This is a genomic window from Sphingomonas pituitosa NBRC 102491 (genome assembly GCF_001598435.1).
Classification (GTDB): Bacteria; Pseudomonadota; Alphaproteobacteria; order Sphingomonadales; family Sphingomonadaceae; genus Sphingomonas; species Sphingomonas pituitosa.
Genome location: NZ_BCYY01000002.1, coordinates 72857 through 95769 on the forward strand (window position 1 = coordinate 72857; position 22913 = coordinate 95769).

At 66.0% G+C, this 22913-nt stretch carries 23 protein-coding genes and 1 tRNA gene; 2 read left to right on the plus strand and 22 right to left on the minus strand.

What is annotated here, in order from left to right:
• Positions 1-52 precede the first annotated feature (52 nt).
• The 5 genes from SPI01S_RS02910 to SPI01S_RS02930 all read right to left on the minus strand — a co-directional run bounded on the left by SPI01S_RS02910 (position 53) and on the right by SPI01S_RS02930 (position 4819).
• On the minus strand, positions 53-1036 hold the full coding sequence (locus SPI01S_RS02910; protein ID WP_084253233.1) for a DNA polymerase III delta subunit-related protein: 984 nt from the start codon (positions 1034-1036) through the stop codon (positions 53-55).
• A gap of 5 nt (positions 1037-1041) precedes the next feature.
• Entirely contained in the window at positions 1042-2208 is a 1167-nt protein-coding gene (locus tag SPI01S_RS02915; protein ID WP_066717919.1) for a D-alanyl-D-alanine carboxypeptidase family protein, read from the minus strand.
• A 32-nt stretch (positions 2209-2240) separates the two neighbouring features.
• Positions 2241-3086: an SPOR domain-containing protein gene (locus SPI01S_RS02920; RefSeq protein WP_066717921.1), complete on the minus strand. Its 846-nt coding sequence runs from the start codon at positions 3084-3086 to the stop codon at positions 2241-2243.
• Positions 3070-4107 (minus strand): lytic murein transglycosylase, encoded by a 1038-nt coding sequence (locus SPI01S_RS02925; RefSeq protein WP_066717923.1) that lies wholly within the window; start codon positions 4105-4107, stop codon positions 3070-3072. Before SPI01S_RS02925 ends, SPI01S_RS02920 begins: the two co-directional genes overlap by 17 nt.
• A 157-nt stretch (positions 4108-4264) precedes the next feature.
• A complete protein-coding gene (locus tag SPI01S_RS02930) occupies positions 4265-4819 on the minus strand; it encodes an FxDxF family PEP-CTERM protein (RefSeq protein ID WP_066717924.1) in 555 nt (184 codons plus the stop codon).
• A gap of 249 nt (positions 4820-5068) precedes the next feature.
• Between SPI01S_RS02930 and SPI01S_RS02935 the strand changes: the two genes are divergently transcribed.
• Positions 5069-5158: transfer RNA gene (locus SPI01S_RS02935), tRNA-Ser, on the plus strand.
• A gap of 970 nt (positions 5159-6128) precedes the next feature.
• Here the strand turns inward: SPI01S_RS02935 and rpmE are convergent.
• The 15 genes from rpmE to SPI01S_RS03010 all read right to left on the minus strand — a co-directional run bounded on the left by rpmE (position 6129) and on the right by SPI01S_RS03010 (position 19823).
• On the minus strand, positions 6129-6359 hold the full coding sequence (gene rpmE, locus SPI01S_RS02940; protein WP_019369383.1) for a 50S ribosomal protein L31: 231 nt from the start codon (positions 6357-6359) through the stop codon (positions 6129-6131).
• 82 nt (positions 6360-6441) lie between these two features.
• Entirely contained in the window at positions 6442-6669 is a 228-nt protein-coding gene (locus tag SPI01S_RS02945) for a hypothetical protein (protein ID WP_066717927.1), read from the minus strand.
• A gap of 19 nt (positions 6670-6688) precedes the next feature.
• Positions 6689-7168, minus strand: coding sequence for a 3-hydroxyacyl-ACP dehydratase FabZ (gene fabZ, locus SPI01S_RS02950; protein ID WP_010543557.1), 480 nt, complete (start codon positions 7166-7168; stop codon positions 6689-6691).
• Positions 7165-7935, minus strand: a complete 771-nt coding sequence (locus tag SPI01S_RS02955) for an OmpH family outer membrane protein (RefSeq protein ID WP_066717930.1) — start codon at positions 7933-7935, stop codon at positions 7165-7167. Before SPI01S_RS02955 ends, fabZ begins: the two co-directional genes overlap by 4 nt.
• Complete coding sequence (bamA, locus tag SPI01S_RS02960; protein WP_084253256.1) at positions 7935-10688, minus strand: outer membrane protein assembly factor BamA; 2754 nt, start codon at positions 10686-10688, stop codon at positions 7935-7937. Before bamA ends, SPI01S_RS02955 begins: the two co-directional genes overlap by 1 nt.
• A gap of 68 nt (positions 10689-10756) precedes the next feature.
• The gene (locus tag SPI01S_RS02965) at positions 10757-11890 is read right to left on the minus strand and encodes a M50 family metallopeptidase (protein WP_066717932.1); all 1134 of its coding nucleotides are present in this window, start codon (positions 11888-11890) and stop codon (positions 10757-10759) included.
• A complete protein-coding gene (locus SPI01S_RS02970; protein WP_066718883.1) occupies positions 11887-13044 on the minus strand; it encodes a 1-deoxy-D-xylulose-5-phosphate reductoisomerase in 1158 nt (385 codons plus the stop codon). Before SPI01S_RS02970 ends, SPI01S_RS02965 begins: the two co-directional genes overlap by 4 nt.
• Positions 13041-13841 carry a phosphatidate cytidylyltransferase gene (locus SPI01S_RS02975; protein ID WP_066717935.1) on the minus strand — a complete coding sequence of 267 codons (801 nt, stop codon included), beginning with the start codon at positions 13839-13841 and terminating at the stop codon, positions 13041-13043. Before SPI01S_RS02975 ends, SPI01S_RS02970 begins: the two co-directional genes overlap by 4 nt.
• Entirely contained in the window at positions 13838-14506 is a 669-nt protein-coding gene (uppS, locus tag SPI01S_RS02980) for a polyprenyl diphosphate synthase (RefSeq protein WP_066717938.1), read from the minus strand. The genes SPI01S_RS02975 and uppS overlap by 4 nt, the downstream gene beginning before the upstream one ends.
• Positions 14507-14614: 108 nt before the next feature.
• Positions 14615-15172: a ribosome recycling factor gene (gene frr / locus SPI01S_RS02985; protein ID WP_066717941.1), complete on the minus strand. Its 558-nt coding sequence runs from the start codon at positions 15170-15172 to the stop codon at positions 14615-14617.
• 33 nt (positions 15173-15205) lie between these two features.
• Positions 15206-15934, minus strand: coding sequence for a UMP kinase (gene pyrH, locus SPI01S_RS02990; RefSeq protein ID WP_066717944.1), 729 nt, complete (start codon positions 15932-15934; stop codon positions 15206-15208).
• A gap of 123 nt (positions 15935-16057) precedes the next feature.
• On the minus strand, positions 16058-16987 hold the full coding sequence (tsf, locus tag SPI01S_RS02995; protein ID WP_066717947.1) for a translation elongation factor Ts: 930 nt from the start codon (positions 16985-16987) through the stop codon (positions 16058-16060).
• A gap of 83 nt (positions 16988-17070) precedes the next feature.
• Positions 17071-17838 (minus strand): 30S ribosomal protein S2, encoded by a 768-nt coding sequence (gene rpsB, locus SPI01S_RS03000; RefSeq protein WP_066717949.1) that lies wholly within the window; start codon positions 17836-17838, stop codon positions 17071-17073.
• 435 nt (positions 17839-18273) lie between these two features.
• Complete coding sequence (gene pssA / locus SPI01S_RS03005) at positions 18274-19098, minus strand: CDP-diacylglycerol--serine O-phosphatidyltransferase (protein WP_066717951.1); 825 nt, start codon at positions 19096-19098, stop codon at positions 18274-18276.
• Positions 19095-19823 (minus strand): phosphatidylserine decarboxylase, encoded by a 729-nt coding sequence (locus SPI01S_RS03010; protein ID WP_066717953.1) that lies wholly within the window; start codon positions 19821-19823, stop codon positions 19095-19097. Before SPI01S_RS03010 ends, pssA begins: the two co-directional genes overlap by 4 nt.
• Positions 19824-20019: 196 nt before the next feature.
• Here SPI01S_RS03010 and SPI01S_RS03015 point away from each other — a divergent pair, with 196 nt between their 5' ends.
• Positions 20020-20643, plus strand: a complete 624-nt coding sequence (locus tag SPI01S_RS03015; protein WP_066717955.1) for a class I SAM-dependent methyltransferase — start codon at positions 20020-20022, stop codon at positions 20641-20643.
• A 100-nt stretch (positions 20644-20743) separates the two neighbouring features.
• Here SPI01S_RS03015 and manD read toward each other — a convergent pair whose 3' ends face one another.
• Both manD and SPI01S_RS03025 read right to left on the minus strand, forming a co-directional pair.
• Positions 20744-21952, minus strand: a complete 1209-nt coding sequence (gene manD / locus SPI01S_RS03020; protein ID WP_066717958.1) for a D-mannonate dehydratase ManD — start codon at positions 21950-21952, stop codon at positions 20744-20746.
• Between the two features lie 169 nt (positions 21953-22121).
• A complete protein-coding gene (locus SPI01S_RS03025; protein WP_066718884.1) occupies positions 22122-22910 on the minus strand; it encodes an SDR family NAD(P)-dependent oxidoreductase in 789 nt (262 codons plus the stop codon).
• Positions 22911-22913 lie beyond the last annotated feature (3 nt).

The following is a 22913-nucleotide window of genomic DNA, read 5'->3' on the forward strand; positions in this document are numbered from 1 at the left end:
GCTTTAGAATGCGGCGCAGCAACGGGCAACTGGTACGCTCAGCCCCCCCCTGTCAGCCTCTGGCAAGCCGCGCGAGGATGCCGCTCATTTCGAACACCGTGGCGGTCGCATCCAGCGAGAGCCCCAGCGCCGCCCCGGCAAGTTCGCGCGCGGCCGCATACGCGTCGAGCGCCGTCCGGAGCGCCTCGCCCTCCAGTCGCTTGGCGCGCGCAGCGATGAAGCTCGGCGTGCGCTCCAGAAACGCCTCGTAGCGCGGCTGCGCGGCCTTCAGCCCAAGCTGGCGGCCGAGCCGGGTGCGCAGCGCATTGTCGGGATCGCCATAGTCGGCGAGCTGCGCCATGTCCGCCTCCAGCGCCGAGAGGTCGAGCCCGGCGAAGCGCAACGCACGGCCCGGCGAACCCTCCGCAGCCTCGACCAGCGCGGCGATCTCGATCTCGCTGGCCTCCGGGATATGGCGGCGGAGGACCGTGGTCGTCTCGGCATCGGTCAGCGGCTCGAAACGGAGCAGCCGGCAGCGCGAGCGGATCGTCGGCAGCAGCCGGCCGGGCGCGTGGCTCACCAGCAGGAAGATCGTCCCCGCCGGCGGCTCCTCGAGGTTCTTGAGCAGCGCGTTGGCGCCGCCGCGCTCGAGATCGTCGATCGCGTCGATGATCACCACCCGGCGCGGGCTCAGCGACGGCTTGGTCGCGAACAGCGGCTGCAGGCTGCGTACCTGCGCGATGGTGATCGAGCGGGCGAGCGCCTCGTCCGGCTTGTCCGCGTCCTTGGGCAGCCGGGCGAGGATCTTGAGGTCCGGGTGGCTGCCGGCGGCGATCAGCGCGGTGGTGCGGCTGGTCTCCGCCACGTCCCAGCCGGGCAGCAGCCGATCGGGCTCGGACGCCTCCGCCAGCATCCGCGCGGCGGCGATGCGGGCAAAGGTCCCCTTCCCCACGCCCTCCGGCCCGGCGATCAGCCAGGCATGGTGCAACGCGCCGCTCGCCATGGCGGCGGCGAGCGCGTTGCGGGCGTCCTGGTTGCCGATCAGCGCGTCGACCAAGTCGATCAGGCCAGGTGGAGCAGCGACATCAGCCCCGCCCAGGCGCGACCGAAAAAGCCCGCCTGGCCGACATCCTCGGCAGCGACCAGCGGCAGCACCTGCTGCGGCATGCCTTCGCCTTCGATGATCAGATCGGCAACATGGTCGCCCTTCTTGAAGCCGGCCTTGACCGGCCCCTGATAGACGATCTTGCCGGCGAGCTTCGGGCTCAGCCCCGAGGGCAGCGTGATGTTGAGGTCGCGGGGTGCTACGACGGCCACCTTGTTGGCGGTGCCGCCCTGCACGTCGACGGTGCCGACGGTGCGGTCCTTCTTCACCACCGGCTTGGTGCTCCAGGCGGCAAAGCCCCAGCGCATGAAGCGCACGGACTCGTCGGCGCGGCCGCTATAGCTGTCGAGCCCGGCGACCACCATCACCAGGCGGCGACCATTCTGCTCGGCCGAGCCGGTGAAACCATAGCCGGCCTCTTCGGTGTGGCCGGTCTTGAGCCCATCGGCACCCGGCACCTTGCCGAGCAGCGGATCGCGGTTGCCCTGCTCGATCGCCGCGCCCGCGCCCAGCGTCTTGCCCCAGGTGAAGCTCGGCAGCGAATAGAAGGACTTGTAGAGATCCGGGAACTCCCGGATCGTGGCGGCCGCCAGATGCGCCAGGTCGCGCGCGGTCACATAGGTACGGCCCTCGTCCGGCCAGCCGTTCGACGTGCCGAAATGGCTGTTGGCGAGGCCGATCTTCTTCGCCCGATCGTTCATCAGGTTGACGAAGCCTTCCTCGGTGCCGGCGATGCCTTCGGCCAGCACGACGCAGGCGTCGTTACCCGACAGCGTGACGATGCCCTTCAGCAGGTCCGCCACGGTCGGCTGCTCGCCGACGCCGAGGAACATGGTCGAGCCCTGCGAGTGCCACTTCTTCCAGGTCTCGGGCCGCACCTCGATCTTTTGGTCGAGCTTCAGCTCCCCCTTCTTGATCAGGTCGAAGGCGACATAGACCGTCATCATCTTCGCCATCGAAGCCGGCGGCATACGGCGATCGGCGTCCTTGGCGAACAGCACCGCGCCCGAGGACATGTCTTCCATGTAGGCGATCGGCGCGGGCGTCGGGAAATCGGGGCCGGCGGCCTGCAGCGGCGCGGCGATGGCGAGCGCCAGGAACGAAATAGCGGCGAGCTTCTTCATGATGATCGGTCCAGAACGCGAAAATTAACCCTCTATCGGACCGAGGTGCGGCGCGCATCTCCGAACCCGGCCCGAACGGCCCCTTCCCGTGCCCGCTCCGCCGCCGCCTCCGTTGCGAAGGGACCGAGCTGGACACGATAGAGCCCGCCCCCTGCCTTTACGAAGCCCTTTAGCTTTTGGGCAAGCGCAGTCGCGCGCTCGGGCGAAGAAAGTGCGGCCACCTGCACCAGATAGCGGCCCTGGGCCGGTTTCGGGACGGCCCTTTCCGGGACCGGCCCGGGCTTCGCCGGGCGCACCTTGCTCCCGACGGGATGCGGGGTGACGTCGACGATCGGATAGGGCTGCGACGGAGGGGACGGTGGCGGCGGCAAGGGCTCGCTCGGACCGGTTGGTTGCGGCAGCTGCAGCCGCAGCGCGCGCAGCAGCGCAGGGGGCGAATCGATGCGGGGCTGCGCGGCGCCGGCGCTGCGGAGGGCAGCCTGGTCCTCGGCAGAGGGGCGCACCGCACGGATCCGCACCGCCACCAGCCGGTTGGAGGTCACGCCGAGCTGGCTGGCGGCGCCTTCGGAGATCGCGGCGATCGCACCCGGCACGTCCGCCGTCTCGGCAATGCGGACCAGGATCGTGCGGCCGCTGTCGAGTGCCGTAACCTCGGCATAGCTTTCGGCCGGGAGGTTCGGGCTCACCGCCAGGGCGGCGGCGCCCAACGGCTGCACCGCGGCATAGCCGACCGCATCGTACCGGCCATCGCCCGGCTGGCGCTGGGACGTACCAAGCGGCCCGCTCGCCGCAACGGTCGGATCCGTCTCCTGCGCATGGGCGGTCGCCGCGGCGAACAGCGCAAGGGCAAGCGTAATCGGTCTAGCGTTCCACTGCATCGGCCAGCAGGCCTACCGACAAAGCGTAAAAATTCGAGCAATTATAGTCGAGGATCACCCGGTAATTGCCGGTGAGCAGATAGGCGGTGGCGCCCTGCCCGTCCGGCTCGATCAACGTCGCCAGCACGTCGTCGTTCGGCCAGGCCCGCGCCTGCGGCACCACGCCCAGCGTCCGCCATTCCGCCATCGTCTTCCACTGGCTCTGGCGACCATGGACGCGCGAACAGCGCGGGCTGGTGGTGCGGTTGGCGATCATCCGCCGATCGAGCGACGCGGGTACCGACACCGCGAAGCCCCAGGGCACCCCGGCGCGCCAACCCGCGTTGGCGAAGTAGTTGCCGATCGACGCGAGCGTATCGGCATCGCTGTTCCAGATATCGGCCACCCCGTCGCCGTCACCGTCACGGGCGAGCCGCAGATACACACTGGGCAGGAATTGCGGGCCGCCGAACGCACCGGCCCAGCTGCCGACGAGCTTCTCGCGGGGCACGCCGCGGTCGATCATCTTCAGGGTCGCAATGAATTCGTCCGTGAACAGCGTGCGGCGGCGCCCCTCATAGGCGAGGCTCGCCAGCGCGCGCGGCAGGTCGAAGCTCCCCATCACCCGGCCATAGCTGGTCTCGTGCCCCCAGATCGCCACCATGATCGATTCGGGCACGCCCGTCTCGCGCTCGATGGCGGAAAGCCGACCGCGCGCCCGCACATAGGCGGCCCGACCGCGGATGATGCGATCGGCGTCGACATGGCGGGCCTTGTACGGCGCAAACGCCGGGATAGGCGCGTTGGGGCTGCTCTCCGGCTGCTGGCGATCCAGCTCGACCACGCGGGCATTATAGGTAAGCGCGGGGATCACCGCATCGATGGTGCGGCGACTGACCCCGGCGGCAGCCGCCTGCGACGCAAGCGTCTGGAGGTAGCTTTGAAACCCGGCTTCATCCTGCGCCAGCGCAGGGCGGACCGGCAGGGCAAGGGCAAGGGCAAGACCGGCGACCCCGGCAACATACGAGCGAAAACGCGACATGGCCCGGCTGTTGCACAGCGGCGCGCCGACAGAAAGCCCGGCCGCCGTCCCAACGCGACGAAAACGGCTCGGCGCGGCGACCAAAAGAAAAACACCGGCCGCGAGCCGCGACCGGTGTCCTTCCATCCAGCGCACCCGGGGGTACGGGAAACTTGGTTCAGGCGAACGCGACGCGCGCGGTGTTGCGACGACGCAGCGCACCGCCGACGAACGCGAAACCGCCGATCATCATCGCCCAGCTGGCGGGTTCCGGAACCGGGGCGAAGGTCGCCTGGGCGCCATACGAACCGTTGCCGCGCGACAGGCCCTTGATGACGATCGTGTTTTCCTTGCCGGCTGCGATCGGCACGTCGTTGGCGAACACTGCCTCGTTCAGGCTGCCATAGGTGCCGGTCAGCGCGACGCCGTTGAAGACGACCGAGAACAGGTCGAGATCGTTGGCTGCCTTGAGCCGCACCGCGCTGGTGTTGATCGAAGCGCTGCCCGTCAGATAGGCCGGCAGGGTGAAGGTGTAGATGTGCTCGAAGTTGCCGGACACGATGCCCGACTTGCCGAAGTCTGCCGAGTAGGTGCCGTCGGTGCCGAGCGCGATGTTCATGTTTGCGCCGGTATAGTTGGTCTTGGTGGTGATCACCGAAGCGGCCTGCGCCGGGGCCGAGAAGGAAACGACGGCGGCAATGGCGCCGAGTGCCGGAAGAAGCTTGTTGATCATGAACCCTCTGTTTCGCTGGTGTCGAACGGTTGCTGTAAGCCTCTTTCGAACTACTGATCCGGACGGCTGCTTCAACAAGTCGCTGGTCCCGAAGGGGGACCGTGTCTCGCGACGGAACAGGGCAGGATGGTTTGTTTACGATCTTTGTCGCTTTGCTCCGCGCGAATCGACAAAGACGCCTTGGTGAACGGCAGCATGCACGAGTGGATTGATCCGGGCGCAAACTCGGACTAGGCGCTGGCACCGCGCGGAGAGGTGGCCGAGTGGTTTAAGGCAGCGGTCTTGAAAACCGCCGTGGGTGCAAGCTCACCGTGGGTTCGAATCCCACCCTCTCCGCCAACACGCTTTTTCGTGTTGGCGCAGCCCATCGCCATATCGCCATATCGCCATATCGCCATATCGCCATGTCGGCATCGCGTGCGGCGTTTAGCTGAAGATTACCAAGGCATCGCCACCGGCAGCCTTGGACAAATCAACCAGCTGCATATCGAACATCAAGGTATTTAATTCGCGGCGATGGGCCGTCAGAACGAATGATCGGCCCATCACCGCACCATTACATTACCACGAGCTATAACATGGAGCAGGGCAATTCCAAGTTCCACCCGCTGGCGGAAGAGTGGAACTACCCGGATGAAGCGGCGCCTGGCCGGCCGGCGACTCCCCATTGGTCATACATACGTCGATCGCAGCCCTGTAGGCACTTGTGTACCGATCCCAGCCCGCGCGATCATTGGAGAAATCTGGCGCCCCTCCCGGAAACATCTCATCGAGAGCCTCATTTGCTTGATTCAAGCAGCGGGTGGTGATCGGGGTACTATAGGACTGCGCGTGTACCGCTGGGATCACGGGAATAGTAGCCAACACGAAAGCTGAAAATCCGATCAGATTCAGTGACTTAATCATGACGCTTACTCCTCGCGGAAACGACCTCCGCGAAGCCGATGATGCGCCAGACATCACAGCAGTCAACCGTAAAACTATGACTTCTATATGAAATCTTGGCGAATAAGACCGGCGTCATCGCCCCGGACTCATACCCGGCGTCGCACCCAAGCGGCTTGTCAAAGCGAGCATTCAGATGTTGCGCGTCATGCGATCAAGACTTGGGCGATAGGACGGTCAGCGCTGCGCAACTGAATGATGCGACGCGATTGATCGGCTACCTGATGTGCGTGCGTGGATCGATAACGACGGCACCGAGCCGCAATCGCTTAGCCTTCCGCATGCAAAAAGGCTCCCGGCGCACCTTCGTGCGCGGGAGCCTTTTCCGAAGCATTGGTCCGGGCGAGGTCGCCCGGCGCGCAGCTTACTTCTTGCCGAGCGAGAGACCGCCGAAGCGCTTGTTGAAGCGCGCGACCTGGCCACCCTGGTCGAGCAGCTGACCGCGACCGCCGGTCCAGGCCGGGTGCGCGAGCGGATCGATCTCGAGCTGCATGAGATCGCCTTCCTTGCCCCAGGTGGAGCGCGTCTCGTACACGGTGCCGTCGGTCATCTGCACCTTGATCATGTGATAATCGGGGTGGGTGTTCTGCTTCACATCGAATTCCTTGAGAAAAGCCGCCGGTTTCCGACCGGCAGCGGACGCGCGCGCCTAGCAAAGCATCGGCGTCGGCGCAACCTTATTGCGGGGCGGCGTAGCGCATTCCCCACCAGCGTCGCAGCGCGACAAGCGACCAGATCGCCTCTACCAGCCCGAACGGCCAGGCTCCCTGCAGAAAGCCATAGGCCGATCCGAGCAGGCAGGCCCCGGCAAAACCGAGTACCCACCCGGTCGATCGCGCCTCCAGCGCATAGGTGACGAGCATCGCCGTCACCGCGAACAGGCCGAACCAGGTCAGAGCGTCCACGGTTCGGCTCCTGCCCGCTTTACGCGCTGGGCGGATCGGCGATCATCGCGGTGAATTCGCATTCGGCCGCCAGTTCGCCGTCGATCAGCGCCTTGCCGGCGAATTTGCAGACGCGCGAACGCTTCTGCACGAACTCGACATGGAGCTTGAGCAGAACGCCCGGCTCCACCGGCTTGCGGAACTTCACGTTGTCGATCGCCATGAAGTAGACAAGCTTGCCCGAGCCGGCGAGCCCCAGCGACTCGACCGCCAGCACGCCCGCCGCCTGGGCAAGCGCCTCGACGGTGAGCACGCCGGGCATGATCGGACGGCCGGGGAAGTGACCCTGGAAGAAGGACTCGTTGATCGTCACCGCCTTCACCGCCACGATCGACTGGTCGAGGATCAGTTCCTCGACCCGGTCGACCAGGAGCATCGGAAAGCGGTGGGGCAGCGCCGCCATCACCCGCCCGATATCGAGCGGACCGATGTTGCTGCCCCCCTGCTCGCCCCCGCTCACCGCGGTTCGGGCTTCGCCGGCTTGGTGCCGGCAGCGGCCGGACGGGCTGCCGGAGCGGCTGCGCCCGGCGCCGCGGCGGCACCTTGCTGCTGCTGCTGCTGCGCGCGCTGGGCGGCGAGCTGATAGGCACGACGCTTCAGTTCGTTCACCTGCTGCTGGAACTGCACGGTGCGCTGCTGCGGCTGCCAGTTTGCCGGCGGCGTGATCGCCACGGTCGGCGTCTTGTCGAGCTCGGCGACGACGGCGTCGGTGATGTCCACCGCGTCGGGGGCGTAGACGATCGCTTCCGGCGTCAGGATCACGTTGACCTTGCGGGCGTTGACGACCGAGATCTGCGCCGCGTCATAGAGCGCCAGGATCTTCTCGAACGCGAACAGCTCCGCCAGGATCGACGGCATCTGCAGCTTCTGGATTTCCTCGTTCGCCTGGTTCTGCAGGGTCATGAGCTGGGTGTAGTTCGGATCCTTGCGCGCGGCTGCGGCCTGCTCTTCGGCTTCCGAAACCTGGCCGTCCTTGTTGGTGTCGATCGTGGTGATCAACGTGCGGGCATCGGTCTGGAACTTGGTCTGGCGGGCCTGGATCTGGTCGCGGACGGGCTTGAAGGTCGTGTCCAGCTGCGTCTCGGCAGTGGTGAACGCCTTGGCGCGGGTGATCGCTTCGATCGTGTTGATCGTGGCAATGCCGGCGACCTGCGCCGAAGCCGGCGCAGCGACGGCGATCGCCGCGGAGGCGGCAAGCGCCGCCGCGAATACACGGTTCTTCATCATTAGAACTGGGTCCCTACGTTGAAAGTAACAAGCTTCTTGTCGTCGCCGGGCTGGCTGACCAGCGCCTTGGCGACATCGATACGCAACGGGCCGAACGGCGAGTTCCAGTTGACGCCGAAGCCAACCGAAATGCGCGGCGACGCGGTGCTGCCGCGATATTGTTCGTAGAAGAGCGGCGTCGAGTTGAGCGCACGCGTATTGACCGACGTGCCGACGCAAGGCTGCCCGGCCGCCGCAGCATAACCGACGGTGCAGGTCGTGAAGCTGCCCTGGAACGTCCCGGTCGTGACCGTGTAGAGCGCGTTGCCGGCGGTGTCGTTCAGCAACCGCGGCGTCACCGACGGCGAGTTGAGCGCATCCTTGTTGATCCCCGGCAAGCCGGTCTGCGGATCGATATAAGGCGGGAAGTAGTTGTTGGTCTGGGGCCTGCGGATCGAGAACAGCGACCCCATCTGCAGATAGATCGAGGGGCGCAGGCCCAGTTCCGCCGCACCCGAACCCAACGGCAGCTCCAGCTCGGCCTTGGTCAGGTAATAGGCCTTGCCGCCCAGTGCGTCGTCGATGATCTGATCGCGGCTGGTGACGACCGCCTGCGTTCCCGTCGCCGGATCGCCGGTATACTGGTAGCGCTGCACGCGCGGGCCGACGCCGCGAATGTCGAAGCCGCGGAACTGCGGCTCGCCCAGGTAGAAGCGATCGGTGATGCGGATCTCGCTGCCGTCCAGGCTCTTGATAGCCCCGCCCTCGCCGGTAAGCGAGAAGACGAAGCCGCTGCCGAGGCCCCAATATTTGGCGCCGTCGAACCGCGCGCGCGCATAGCGTACGTCACCGCCAAGGCCCGCCACGTCCACGCCGAGCGACACCCGCTGACCGCGCGTCGGGCGCAGGCGGCTGTTGAGGCTGTCGTAGATCAGCGACACGCCGACCAGCGAGGTCAGGCGGTTACCCACCGCTTCGCAATAGTAGCGGCCAGCAAGGAACGGGTCGCACTTGCCATCCGTATAGAACTGGCTCTGGTCTAGCGTGACATTGTCCTTCGCCAGATAATAGCGCGCCGACAGCGTCCAATATTCGGTGAGTGGCAGGCCGGCAACCAGCTGGAAGCCGGTCGAGACCTGCTGGTAGGTGGTGTTGCGCGAATTGTTCAGGCCGTAGCTGAAGCTGTTGTAATCGCGCCGGAAGATGGTCGCGCCCAGCGCGATGTTGCTGTCGAACAGATAGGGCTCGGTGAAGCCCAGTTCGACCGACTTCGAATAGCTCGAATAATCGGCCGAGATGCTCGCCGTCTGGCCCATGCCGCGGAAGTTGCGCTGGCGGATCGACGCCTGGAGGATGAAGCGCTCGAGGCTCGAGAAACCCGCCGACAGCGTCAGTTCGCCGTTCGGCTTTTCTTCCACGTTCGCACCCAGCACGATGCGATCCGGGGCCGAGCCTTCCTTGCGCTCGATCTCGAACTTATCCTGGAAATAGCCCAGGCTGTTGATGCGGTCCTGCGAGCGCTTGACCAGGAAGGTGTTGAAGGCATCGCCCTCGGCCACGCGCATTTCGCGGCGGATCACCTTGTCCTGGGTCTGCCGGTTGCCCGTGATTTCCACACGCTCGACATAGGTACGGTTCGCCTCGCCGATGTGGAAGTTCATCGACATCGTCAGCGCTTCCTTGTTGCGCTGGAAGTCGGGACGAACGTCGGCAAAGGCGTAGCCGAACAGGCCGGCGGTCTCGCTCAGCTGCTCGACCGTGTCTTCCACGGCCTTGGCGTTATACCACTGGCCTTCCTTGATCGGCAGCGCGCTGGCGAGCTTCTTGTCGTCAAAGTCGCGGATCGCGCTGTCGACCGTCACCGGACCGAATTTGTAGCGGGGGCCTTCTTCCACCACGTAGGTGATGATGAAGTCCTTCTTGTCCGGCGTCAGCTCGGCCACGGCCGAGATCACGCGGAAATCCGCATAGCCCTCGGTCAGGTAATATTGGCGCAGCTTCTGCTGGTCATAGGCCAGGCGGTCCTGGTCGTAGGACGTGTTCGAGCTGAGGAAGTGCGACAGGCTCGCGACCTTGGTGGCCATCTGCGCGCGCAGCTTCTTGTCCGAAAACACCTCGTTGCCGATGATGTTGATCTGACGGACCTTAGACTTCGCGCCTTCGTGGATCTCGAAGATCACGTCGACGCGGTTCTGGTCGAGGCTGACCATCTTCGGCTCGACGCGCGCGGCAAAGCGGCCCTGGCGGCGATACAGCTCGATGATCCGCGCGATGTCCGCACGCACCGCGGTGCGCGTGAAGATCTGACGGGGCCTGAGCTTGATCTCCTTGTCGATCTTGTCCTGCTTCAGCCGCTTGTTGCCCTCGAACACCACGCGGTTGATCACCGGGTTCTCGCGGATGCGCGCAACCAGGTTGCCCGTTTCCACGCCTTCGAACACGACGTCGGCGAGCAGTTCGGAGGCGAGCAGGTCCTTGATCGCCTGGTCGATCGTCTCGTTCGTATAGCTGTCGCCCACGCGCAGGCGGGTGTAGCTGAGCACCGTCTCCGGCTCGATGCGCTGCGAGCCTTCCACCCGCAGCGACTTGATCGTCCGTACCGCCGCCGGTGCGGCCGCAGGCGCGGTCGCCTGGGGCTGGGCGGCGGCAGGTGCCGCGGGCTTTGCCGCGGTCTGCGCTTCCGCCGGCGCTACCACGCCCGACAGGATTGTCCCTGCCAACAGCGTAGCCGTCGCCCGCGCGCCCAAATTGCTTGCCTTGATCGCAGTCACCATCCCACCCCAGTCGGAATCCAAATATTGCCGGAACGCGCGCGGCTCATTGCCGCCCTGCACGAACCCCCTCAGCCGATCAAGCCGGCCAGATGTCTCCACACACCGAATGCACCCAGATCGTTGAGCGTAACGAACAGCATCAGCGCGAGGATCGCGAGCATGCCGCCCCGGAACGCCCATTCCATCACCTGCGGTTCCACCGGGCGCCGGCGGACCGCCTCAACGGCGTAGAACAAGAGATGACCACCATCCAGCACCGGGACTGGCAACAGGTTGATGAATCCCAGATTAATGGAGACGAGCGCGATCAGGAACGCGAACTCGATCGGCCCCATCGAAAGCCGTTCGCCCGAAACCTGCGCGATCTTCAACGGCCCACCAAGCTCGGATACCGAGCGGCGGCCGGTGATGATCTGGCCCAGCCCGTCCACCGTCATGCGGACGATGTCGACGGTGGTGCGCAGGCCCACCAGCGGCGCCTCGACGATGCTTACCGGGACCTGCGTCGATCCCGCCGCGCCGATGCCAAGCTGGCCGATGCGATACTCGTTGCCAAAGCGATCCCGCTCGCGCCGGGCGCCGATGACGGCATCGACGCTGCGCGCGGTGCCTGCGCGAACGAAATCGATTCGAACCGGCTCGTTCGGCCGCAGCTGGGTGAACTGCACCATATCGCCATAGTTCTCGACCGTGCGCCCCCCGAGGCCGGTGATGCGATCGCCCGGCTGGAGGCCGGCCTGCGCGGCGGCACTGCCCTGCAGCACGGTGCCCACCACCGAGGGCGTGCGGTTCTCGCCGAACATGAAGGCAAAGGCGGAGAGTATGACGATGGCCACGAGGAAATTGGCGACAGGCCCCGCCGCGACGATGATCGCGCGCTGCCACAGCGGCTTTGCCTGAAACGTCCGCGCGCGCTCGCTCGCCGGCAGCTGCAGCCACTCGGGCGAGGGCTGGCTCGCCGGGTTCATGTCCCCCGCGAAACGGACATAGCCCCCCAGCGGCAACAGGCTGAACTTCCAGCGGGTGCCGCGGCGATCGGTGATGCCGGCGATCTCGCGGCCGAAGCCGATCGAGAATTCCTCGGCCTTCACCCCAAAGATGCGGCCGGCCAGATAATGTCCCAACTCGTGCAGGAACACGAGCGGCCCGATCACCAGCGCGAACGCCAGAATGGTGAGCAGGATGCCGGGGGATTGGATCAAGCGACGCAGTCCTTCACTCGCTCAGCCGCAAAGTACCGCGCCTCCTCGTCGATCGCCAGTACGGCATCGAGCGTTTCCGGAGCGGCCGGGTCATAGCGACTAAGCGTATCGGCAGAGATTGCGGCAATTTCAAGAAATCCGATCCGACCGGCAAGAAAGGCAGCCACGGCGACTTCGTTGGCGGCGTTGAGAATCGCCGGCCGCGCCCCGCCCGCCTTCAATACCTCCATCGCCAGCCCGAGCGCCGGGAAACGATCGAGATCGGGATTTTCGAACTCCAGCCGGCCCACCGCGGCGAGGTCCAGCGGCGGGCACGGCGTCTCCATCCGCTCCGGCCAGGCCAGCGCATAGGCGATCGGCGTGCGCATGTCGGGCGTGCCGAGCTGCGCCAGCACCGAACCGTCGACATATTCCACCATCGAGTGGACGACCGACTGGGCGTGCACCAGCACCGCCAGCTGATCGGCGGCGACCGGGAAAAGGTGGAAGGCCTCGATCAGCTCGAGGCCCTTGTTCATCATCGTCGCCGAATCGACCGAGATCTTAGCGCCCATCGACCAGTTGGGATGCGCCACCGCCTGCGCCGGGGTGATGCCGCGCATCGCGTCCTTCGGCGTCGAACGGAATGGACCGCCGCTCGCCGTGAGGATGATCCGGCGCACGCCCCTGGGTGCAGTCCGATCGAGGCACTGGAACACCGCATTATGTTCCGAATCGACGGGCAGCAGCGTGGCGCCGTGCGCGCGCGCCGCCGCCATCATCACCTCGCCTGCCGAAACCAGCGATTCCTTGTTCGCCAGTGCCACCGTGCCGCCGGCTTCCAGCGCCGCCATCACCGGCTTGAGGCCGGCGCTGCCGACGATCGCCGCCATGGTCCAGTCGGCGCCCATGCGCGCGACGTCGCACACCGAATGCGCGCCGCCCATCGGCTCGACACCCGTCCCGGCCAGCCGCTCCTGCAGCGCGGGCAGGCGCGTCTCGTCGGCAACGACCGCACAGCGCGCCCGCGTGCGGATCGCCGCCGCGGCGAGCTTCTCGACATCGCGGTTGGCGGTCAGCGCGACGACTTCGAAGGCGTGCGGATTTCGTTCGATCAGGTCGAGCGTCGAGGTGCCGACCGATCCGGTCGCCCCCAACACCGTAACGCGCTTCACCACCAGTATCCTCCCACAACCACCTGATGATGGATCGCAAAAAACAGGGCCGCAACCGGGGCCGCGAAGACCAGCCCGTCGAGCCGGTCGAGAATGCCGCCATGGCCGGGCAGCAGGTTGCTCGAATCCTTCACGCCGGCGACGCGCTTGAGATGACTCTCGTACAAATCGCCGACCTGCGACGCGAACGCGACCAACGGCGAGACGGCCACCAGCCACCATCCGATCGCGGTGCCCGGCGTCGCGGCGACGAACGCCGCCGAAAAGAGGACCGCGGCAATCAGGCCGCCGATCAGCCCCGCCCAGGTCTTGTTCGGGCTGATCGCCGGGGCCAGCTTCGGCCCGCCGATCGCACGGCCGGCAAAATAGGCGCCGCTGTCGCACACCCAGACGATCGCCATCGCCCACAGCGTCGCCGCAAAGCCCTGCGGATGGTCGCGAAGCAGCAGCAGCGCCAGCACCGGCAACCCGACATAAACCTGCCCCGCCGCCAGCTTCGCGTTGCGCGTGACGATCGCGACGAAGAAGAACGCGCCGAACACCAGGCCGAGCGCGAGAAATCCCGGCCCCGCCGCCGCCGGGCTCAGGATCGCCAGCGGCACCATCATCACATATTGGGTGAGCAGGCGCTTGGACGTGTCGCCCGCGAGCAGCGCCCATTCGCCGATCATCAGCACCGCCATCACGGTGATGACCAGCCAGAAGCCCCAGCCCCCCGCCCACAGCGCGGCGAGCGCGAGCCCGACCAGCGCGAGCCCGACGACGGCACGCTTGGGAAGATCAGAATTCTTGCTCACAGGCCTCCGAAACGGCGCTGGCGCCGCCCGAACTGGGCCAGCGCATCAGCAAGCGCGCGCTCGTCAAAGTCCGGCCACAGCGTGTCGACGAACAGCAATTCGGCATAGGCCGCCTGCCACAGCAGGAAATTGGAAAGGCGCTGCTCGCCAGAGGTGCGGATCATCAGGTCGAGCGGCGGCAGCCCTGCCGTCTCCAGCTCGCTCTCGAACCGCGCCTCGTCGATGGTGGCCGGATCGAGCGTGCCGTCGCGTGCCTGTTCGGCGAGCCGCCGCGCTGCCGCGAGCAGCTCCGCCTGCGCGCCATAGTTGAGCGCCAGCACCAAGGTCGGGCCGGCATTGGTCGCCGTCCGCGCGATGGCGGCATCGATCATCGTCACCAGATCGGGCGAAAGCTGCCGCCAATCGCCGATCACGCGCAGCTTGACGCCGTCGGCGACGATCTCGTCCAGCTCGCGCTCGAGGAACTGCCGCAGCAGCCCCATCAGCGCGCCGACTTCCTCTTCGGGCCGCCGCCAGTTCTCCGAGGAAAAGGCGTAGAGCGTCAGCACCTCGATGCCGAGCGTGCGCGCTGCCCGCGCGACCCGGCGCACGGCCTCCACGCCCTGGCGATGCCCGGCGACGCGCGGCAGCAGCCGCTTCTTCGCCCAGCGGCCGTTCCCGTCCATGATGATCGCGACGTGGCGGGGCGGCGGGCTTCCACCACCCGACGCGGAGGCCAGCTTAACGGCCACCGCGCCCTGCCCTTTCGGCCGCACCAGACCCCCAGGCACGGATCACTTGCCCAGGATTTCCTTTTCCTTCGATGCCGCCGCGGCGTCGATGTCGGCGATCGTCGCGTCGGTCAGCTTCTGCACCTCGGTTTCGTGGCGCTTGCGATCGTCCTCGCCGAACACGCCCTTCTTCTCGTCGGTCTTCAGGCTGTCCATGCCGTCGCGGCGCACGTTGCGCGCAGCGATGCGTGCCTTCTCGGCATATTGGTTGGCGAGCTTGGCAAGCTCCTTGCGGCGCTCCTCGGTCAGGTCGGGGATCGGCAGGCGCAGCGTCTGGCCGTCGACGATCGGGTTGAGGCCGAGGCCGGCCGAGCGGATCGCCTTGTCGACGGGGCCGACGTTCGACTTATCCCACACCTGCACCGAGAGCATGCGCGGCTCGGGCGCCGAGACGGTCGCCACCTGGGTGATCGGCATGTGCGAGCCATAGACCTCGACGGTCACCGGATCGAGCAGCGTGGTGGAAGCGCGGCCGGTGCGGAGACCGCCGAGATCGTGCTTGAGCGATTCCACGGCACCGGCCATGCGGCGCTCGAGATCTGCCTTGTCGTAAGCGGCCATTTACGGCTCTCCTTGAAGCTTGGTTGCGTTGGGTTACGCGGCGTTCGCATCCTGGACGATGGTGGAAGTCCCCTCGCCCCGTAGCACCGAAGCGAGATTGCCCTCGCCGCGGATGTTGAACACCACGATCGGAATATGGTTGTCACGGCACAGCGCGACGGCGGAGGCATCCATCACCTTCAGATTGTCGGCAAGGACGCGGTCGTAGCTGAGCGTCTCGTAGCGCTTGGCGGTCGGTACCTTCTTGGGATCGGCGTCATAAACGCCGTCGACCGAGGTGCCCTTGAACAGCGCGTCGCACTTCATCTCGGCCGCCCGCAGCGCCGCCGTGGTGTCGGTGGTGAAGAACGGCAGGCCGGTGCCCGCGGCGAACAGCACGACGCGGCCCTTCTCCATGTGGCGCTCGGCGCGGCGGCGGATATAGGGTTCGCAGACGCTCGCCATCGGAATGGCCGACTGGACGCGGGTTTCGACGCCCACCTTCTCCAGCGCGTTCTGCATCGCGAGCGCGTTCATCACGGTCGCGAGCATGCCCATGTAATCGGCGCTCGCGCGGTCGAAGCCCTGCGCGGCGCCCGCGATGCCGCGGAAGATGTTGCCGCCGCCCACGGTCATGCAGATTTCCAGGCCGCTTTCCTTGGCCTCCTTCACCTCGAGCGCGACGCGCTCGCAGGTCTCCGGATCGATGCCGAACTGGCCCTGGCCCATCAGGACCTCCCCCGACAGCTTGAGAAGAATGCGGCGGAAGGTCGATACGGTCATGGGGTTCCTGAAATCTTGAGAAGCGGACAGCGAAGCGGCGCGGACCCTAGAGGAGCCGCGCCGCGCGAACAAGCGGGGATGCCGGAGAAAGGCCGCCGAAACGGCCCCTCCCGGCGCGCCTGATTACTTGGTGAGACCGGCCGTCGCCGCCACTTCGGCAGCGAAATCGCTCTCTTCCTTCTCGATGCCTTCGCCGAGCTGGAAGCGGACATAGTCCTTCAGCACGATCGCCGAGCCCGAATCCTTCGCCGCCTTGGCGATGACGTCCGAAATCGGGGTCTTGCCGTCCATCACGAACAGCTGGCTGAGCAGCGCGTTTTCCTTGGCGAACTTCTTCACCGCGCCGTCGACCATCTTCTCGATGATCTCGGCCGGCTTGCCGCTCTCGGAAGCCTTTTCGGCAGCGATCGCACGCTCGCGGGCGAGCACGTCCTGGTCCAGGCCGCTCTCGTCGAGCGCCAGCGGGAAAGCCGCCGCGATGTGCATCGCCAGCTGCTTGCCGAGCGGCTCGAGCACGTCGACACCGGCGTCAGACTCCAGCGCGACGAGCACGCCGATCTTGCCGAGGCCGGGGGCCGCCGCATTGTGGACGTACGGGATCACCGCGCCATTGGCGACTTCGACCTTCTTGGCGCGACGCAGCACCTGGTTTTCGCCGATGGTGGCGATGTTGGCGGTCAGCGTCTCGTCGACGGTCTGGCCCGACGCCATCTTGGCACCCTTGATCGCATCGACGTCGTCACCGGCTTCGAGCGCCAGCGCGGTCGTCTCGCGGACGAAGTTCTGGAAGATCTCGTTCTTGGCGACGAAGTCGGTCTGCGAATTCACTTCGACGGCGACACCCTTGGTGCCGGCAACGGCGAGGCCCACCAGGCCTTCAGCAGCCGTACGGCTCGACTTCTTGGCGGCGGCGGCGAGGCCCTTGGCGCGCAGCCAATCGGCCGCTGCTTCCATGTCGCCATTGGTCTCGGAGAGCGCCTTCTTGCAATCCATCATGCCGGCGCCGCTCTTTTCGCGGAGTTCCTTGACGGCGGCTGCGGTGATCTCGGCCATGTCTCTATTCCTCAGTTAAAAGTCGGGCGGAGCAGTGCGTGTCGCCCTGCCCCGCCCCGATTACGGTTCGATGACGAGGCCGATCAGGCTTCGATCTGAGCCTCGACCGCTTCCTCGACCGGCGGCTGCTCGGCAGCACCGAAATCATAGCCCTGCTGCATCAGCGCTTCGCGGCCGCCACGGGTCGCGGCGATGGCGATGGCTTCGCAGTACAGGCGGATGGCGCGGCTGGCGTCGTCGTTGCCCGGAACCGGGAACGCGATGCCGTCCGGCGAAACGTTCGAGTCGAGCACGGCGACGACGGGGATGCCAAGGGTGTTGGCTTCCTTGATCGCCAGCTCTTCCTTGTTCGCGTCGATCACGAACATGATGTCGGGGATGCCGCCCATGTCGCGGATGCCGCCGAGCGAGAGCTCGAGCTTGTCACGCTCACGGGTGAGCTGCAGCACTTCCTTCTTGGTGAGGCCGTGCGTGTCGCCCGACAGCTGCTCCTCGAGCGTCTTGAGGCGCTTGATCGAGTTGCTGATGGTCTTCCAGTTGGTGAGCATGCCGCCCAGCCAGCGGTGGTTGACGAAGTGCTGGCCCGCACGACGCGCGGCCTCGGCGATCGGCTCCTGCGCCTGGCGCTTGGTGCCGACGAACAGCACCTTGCCGCCGGCGGCGACGGTCGAGCTGACGAACTCGAGCGCGCGTGCGAACAGCGGAACGGTCTGCGACAGGTCGATGATGTGAACGCCGTTGCGATCACCGAAGATGTAGGGCTTCATCTTCGGGTTCCAGCGATGGGTCTGGTGACCGAAGTGCGCGCCCGACTCGAGCAGCTGCTGCATGGTGACGACAGGTGCCGCCATAGGGATAACTCCTTCCGGTTGGTCCTCTGGGAAGCGGGAATTCGGAACATGTCCGAACACCGGGTTATGATGCTTCCCATGCGGGGTTGAGGCGGGCCGCTTAGTCGATTCCCATACGCCGCACAAGATGGAACATTATCGGAACATCGCTTGACGACGGAACAGGAATAGAACATACAGCGATCAGAACGCGATTGGCGGAACAGGCTGGACCCTCGGCAGTTCGAGGTTCTTGGGTTCCGCGGGGATCGGCGTTGAAGATCAGGAGCCGGGTAATGACTGGATTCGCTGTCTTTTTTCTGTTCGGGTCGTCGTTGGTAGCGGCATGCTGGACGCTCTATGCAAGCGTTCACCCGCAACTGCATCGTTTCGCCGAGCTGTTCGGCATGGCGCGGCCGGTAGCGCTTCCCGCCCCGTCGCCGCGCCTCTCGCGCGTCAGGGTACGGTCGGTTCCGGCGCGAATGCCGCGTCCTCACCCGCGGCGCGCTGCCGCCTGATCCGGCGGTAGGAACGGATGCTGAACGGGATACTGGCGAGATAGGCGATCGCGACGATCGCGAGTGTCGTCCAGGGAGCCGATACCAATGCCGCAGCGAGTGCGACCAGCACGGCGATCGCCTCGAAGCGGACATTCTGGCGCAGCCGGATCTTCGGGCCGAAGGTCGCGACGCTCGATACCATCAGGATGGCGATCAGCACCGTCCACACGGCAATGACGAGCGGGGCGCGCGTGATCGCCTCGCCCGTCCACAGCCAGAGATACACCGGCGTCAGGGCCAGCGCCGCTCCGGCGGGTGCCGGAACGCCGGTAAGGAAGCCCGCAGACTTGTGCGGCTGCTCGGCCAGATCGATCTGCGCGTTGAAGCGGGCAAGCCGCAACGCGCAGAACAGCGCATGGAGCAAGGCGACCAGCCAGCCGAACCGGCCGAGCGCCTGGAGCGACCAGAGATACAGGATCAGCGCCGGCGCGACGCCGAACGAAATGGCATCGGACAGGCTGTCCAGCTCCGCCCCGAAGCGGCTCTCGGCGCGCACCAGCCGGGCGATGCGGCCGTCGATGCCGTCGAGCACCGCGGCAGCGAGCACCATCAATACCGCCGCCTCCCAATTGCCTAGAATCGCGAAGCGAATGCCGGTCAGACCCGAACACAGGGCGAGTGCGGTGACGGCGTTCGGCAGGACTGCGCGCAGCGGGATGCCGCGCGGCAGTGCCGGCCTGCGCCCCAACCCGCGCCGGGTGCGCGGGTGTTGATCGATCATTGCGCCACCCCGGTGGCATTCGGGATGTTGCGACGGGCGATGATCGTCTCGCCTGCGATGGTGCGCTGGCCGAGGATCACCTGCGCGCCATATTCCTCGGGCAGGAACACGTCGACGCGGCTGCCGAAGCGAATCAGGCCGATGCGCTGGCCGGCAACGACCATGTCGCCGGGCTTGACGAAAGCAACGATGCGGCGCGCGACCAGGCCGGCGATCTGGGTGAAGCCGATGCGCAAACCGTCGCGATCCTCGACCACCATGTGCTGGCGCTCATTCTCGTCGCTCGCCTTGTCGAGATCGGCGTTCATGAACTTGCCGGAGATATAGATGACGTGGCGGATCGTGCCGGTGATCGGCGTGCGGTTCACATGGACGTCGAACACGCTCATGAAGATCGACACCCGCACCATGGGCGCGGTGCCGAGCGCATGCGGCCCGGCGAGTTCAGGGGGCAGCGGCACGCGCTGGATCATGGTGACGAGGCCGTCGGCAGGGGCGACGAGCACGCCCTCCTCGACCGGCGTCACCCGTACGGGGTCACGGAAAAAGGCGGCGACGCCGAGCGTCAGGAAAAGGAGCGGCCAGGTGAGGACGTCCCACACCCAGAGGGTGGCAAGCGCGATCGCGGCAGCGATCAGCACATATTTGCGGCCTTCGGGGTGGATATCGGGGAAACGCCACTTCACCGTCGAGGTACCGACCGGGGGCTTATCGAGCGATGTCATGCGCGCAGGTGTAACCGGCCGGGGACGGATTTCCTAGATACTCCTGCGCTCCGGGAAAATGCAGGGCAACAAAGTGGCTCTCCGGCGTTGTTGCCCTGGCCAGAATCGGGATGCTTTTCGACGACGGTCGCTTGCATATCCGCCGGAATTTGCGCAACCGATGTCCCCGAAGCGTAATATTTTCGTAAGGAAGCCCATGCCCCCTTCGACCGCCACCGCAAAGCGCCGCAGCGCCCGCCGCAGCCGCCCCGCCGGTGTGCCCTCGCCCACCATGTTCTTCCTGCAGCAGTTTCTGAAGCGGCCGGTGATGGTCGGCGCGGTGGCCCAGTCCTCGGGCCGGCTGATTCGCCGCATGCTGAGCAAGGTCGATTGGGCGAACACCAAGCTGTTCGTCGAATATGGCCCAGGGGTCGGCACCTTCTCCCGCCCGATCCTCGAGCGCCTCGGCCCCGACGGCAAGCTGATCGTGATCGACACCAACCCCGATTTCATTCGCTATCTGCGCCAGTCGATCGACGATCCGCGCTTCGTCGCGGTGCTCGGCTCGGCAGCGGACGTGCAGAAGATCGTGCGCGACAACGGCTTCGAGCAAGCCGACTATATCGCCTCGGGCCTGCCCTTCTCGACGCTGCCCGACGGCATCGGCGATGCGATCGCCAAGGCGACGCGCGACATCCTGCGGCCCGGGGGCGCGTTCCTGGTCTACCAGTACAACCCCAATGTGCGGAACTTCCTGACGCCGCACTGGGACAATATCGAGCATGAGATGGAGTGGTGGAACATTCCGCCCGCCCAGCTCTGGTGGGCCTGGAAGGACTGATCTCCCTTCGCAATCGCGCAAAAAAAGGCGACCCTGGTTTCCCAAGGTCGCCTTTTTGATGTCCGGCATGCAGGGCGGCGCGAAACCGCCCTTCCGACACTCACCAGTTCCACATCGTCCCGTCCTCGAGACGCGCGACCGGCAGATAGGCGGGCTTGTACGGATATTTCGCCGCCAGTTCCTCGTCGATGTCGACGCCGTGCCCCGGCGCTTCGCCGCAGAACAGATAGCCCTGATCGAAGTGATAATCGTGCGGGAACACCGCATCGGTCTCTTCGGAGTGGCGCATATATTCCTGGATGCCGAAATTCGGGACCCAGGTATCGAAATGCAGCGCACAGCCCATCGTCACCGGCGACAGGTCGGTCGCCCCGTGGCAGCCGGTACGCACCTGATAGAGGCTCGCCAGATCGGCCAGGCGGCGCAGATGCGTCAGGCCGCCCGCGCCGACTACGGTCGCGCGCAGATAGTCGATCAGCTGGTTCTGGATCAGGTCCTTGGCGTCCCAGATCGTGTTGAAGACCTCGCCCACCGCGAGTGGCGTGACGGTGTGCTGGCGGATCAGCTTGAACGCTTCCTGGTTCTCGGCCGGGGTCACGTCCTCCAGCCAGAACAGCTGGTAGGGCTCAAGCATCTTGCCCAGGTTGGCGGCTTCCTGCGGCGTGTAGCGATGGTGGCCGTCGTGCAGCAGATGGTGGTCGAAGCCATAGGTCACGCGCAGCTTCTCGAACAGCTTCGGCACATAGTTGAGCGCCTTGCGCGTATCCCAGCCGGTGACCGAGGGCAGCGCCGCATCGGCGGGCTCGTAATACATCGTCCCGCGGCCGACGCCGTACGCATCCTTGATACCCGGGACGCCGGTCTGCGCGCGGATCGCCTTGTAGCCGAGGTCGATATACTTGCCGACCGCCTCGACGGTCTGCTCGATATCAGCGCCATTGGCATGACCATAGACCATCACGCCGTCGCGGCTGCGGCCGCCCATCAACTGGTAGACCGGCATGCCGGCCATCTTGCCCTTGATGTCCCACAGCGCCATGTCGACCGCGGCGATCGCGCGCATCGTCACCGGCCCGCGGCGCCAATAGGCACCGCGGTAGAGATACTGCCAGATATCCTCGATGCGGCGCGGGTCCATGCCGATCAGGCACGGAATGACGTGATCTTCGAGGTAGGAGACCACCGCCAGCTCGCGGCCATTGAGCGTGCCGTCGCCGATGCCGTATACGCCCTGATCGGTGTGGATCTTCAGCGTCACGAAATTGCGGCCGGGGCAGGTTACGATAACCTTGGCCGAGACGATCTTCATCGAGCTACCTCTATAGGCTGTTTGTTGCTTCTGGCCTGACCAATCCCGCCACTCCTGTCAAGAGCTGCGGGATTGGCCAGACCGCCGGCACGTAGCCTAGAGGCGGCATGCTAATCATTTCTCAACACCGGCGAACGGCCACCGACGGCCAGGATGCTGCGGCGAAAGCTCAGAATGCCGGTTTGCCGAAGGCCTGCCGCGTGACGGGATGGCTGCTGCTCAGCCCGCCGTCGACGGCGATCGCCTGGCCGTTGACATAGCTCGCGGCATCGGAGGCGAGGAACAGCGCCACCTGCGCGATTTCCTCTGGCCGTCCTGCCCGACGCAGCGGATTGAGCTGGCCGAGCTTCTCTTCCTTGCCCTGTTCGCGGGCATGGTCGAACGCGCGCTGCGTCATGCCGGTTTCGATCAGACCGGGACAGATGGCGTTGACCCGAACGCCGGAGGTGGCGAGCTGCTGCGCCGCCGTCTGCACCAGGTTGATCACGCCCGCCTTGGATGCGGAATAGGGCGTGCCCCCCGCCCCCGACCGGAGCCCGGCGACGCTGGCCGTGCACAGGATCGCACCGCCGCCGCGCGCAACGATGCGCGGGGCTGCGTGCTTGATGGCGAGTGCCGGACCGATCAGATTGACCCGCAGCACCTCTGCCCAAAGCTCTGCACTTGCGTCGAAAATGCCGGCAGTGCCGCCGGAGATTCCGGCATTGGCGTAGAAGATGTCGATCCCGCCGAAGCGGTCGCATGCGGATTCGACCAGCCGCTGGACATCGCTTTCGTCACCCGCATCCATGGTAACGGCGAGCGCAGCCTCGAGGCCGGCGATCGTTTCCTGCACGTCGGCGGACAGATCGGCGGCGACCACCGCGGCACCTTGTGCGGCAAAGGCACGCACTGTTGCCCGCCCGATGCCGGAGGCGGCGCCGGTCACCACGGCCACCTTGCCGGCGAAGTTCGACATGCC

Excerpts from the sequence above, each read along its gene's own strand:
- pyrH (WP_066717944.1), bottom strand. The coding sequence starts at position 15,934 with ATGACCGTATCGACCTTCCGCCGCATTCTTCTCAAGCTGTCGGGGGAG.
- bamA (WP_084253256.1), bottom strand. The coding sequence starts at position 10,688 with ATGGTGACTGCGATCAAGGCAAGCAATTTGGGCGCGCGGGCGACGGCT.
- tsf (WP_066717947.1), bottom strand. The coding sequence starts at position 16,987 with ATGGCCGAGATCACCGCAGCCGCCGTCAAGGAACTCCGCGAAAAGAGC.
- rpsB (WP_066717949.1), bottom strand. The coding sequence starts at position 17,838 with ATGGCGGCACCTGTCGTCACCATGCAGCAGCTGCTCGAGTCGGGCGCG.
- uppS (WP_066717938.1), bottom strand. The coding sequence starts at position 14,506 with ATGGACGGGAACGGCCGCTGGGCGAAGAAGCGGCTGCTGCCGCGCGTC.
- frr (WP_066717941.1), bottom strand. The coding sequence starts at position 15,172 with ATGGCCGCTTACGACAAGGCAGATCTCGAGCGCCGCATGGCCGGTGCC.
- manD (WP_066717958.1), bottom strand. The coding sequence starts at position 21,952 with ATGAAGATCGTCTCGGCCAAGGTTATCGTAACCTGCCCCGGCCGCAAT.
- SPI01S_RS03025 (WP_066718884.1), bottom strand. The coding sequence starts at position 22,910 with ATGTCGAACTTCGCCGGCAAGGTGGCCGTGGTGACCGGCGCCGCCTCC.
- SPI01S_RS02925 (WP_066717923.1), bottom strand. The coding sequence starts at position 4,107 with ATGTCGCGTTTTCGCTCGTATGTTGCCGGGGTCGCCGGTCTTGCCCTT.
- pssA (WP_066717951.1), bottom strand. The coding sequence starts at position 19,098 with ATGATCGATCAACACCCGCGCACCCGGCGCGGGTTGGGGCGCAGGCCG.
- SPI01S_RS02915 (WP_066717919.1), bottom strand. The coding sequence starts at position 2,208 with ATGAAGAAGCTCGCCGCTATTTCGTTCCTGGCGCTCGCCATCGCCGCG.
- SPI01S_RS02920 (WP_066717921.1), bottom strand. The coding sequence starts at position 3,086 with ATGCAGTGGAACGCTAGACCGATTACGCTTGCCCTTGCGCTGTTCGCC.
- SPI01S_RS03010 (WP_066717953.1), bottom strand. The coding sequence starts at position 19,823 with ATGACATCGCTCGATAAGCCCCCGGTCGGTACCTCGACGGTGAAGTGG.
- SPI01S_RS02955 (WP_066717930.1), bottom strand. The coding sequence starts at position 7,935 with ATGATGAAGAACCGTGTATTCGCGGCGGCGCTTGCCGCCTCCGCGGCG.
- SPI01S_RS02930 (WP_066717924.1), bottom strand. The coding sequence starts at position 4,819 with ATGATCAACAAGCTTCTTCCGGCACTCGGCGCCATTGCCGCCGTCGTT.
- SPI01S_RS03015 (WP_066717955.1), top strand. The coding sequence starts at position 20,020 with ATGCCCCCTTCGACCGCCACCGCAAAGCGCCGCAGCGCCCGCCGCAGC.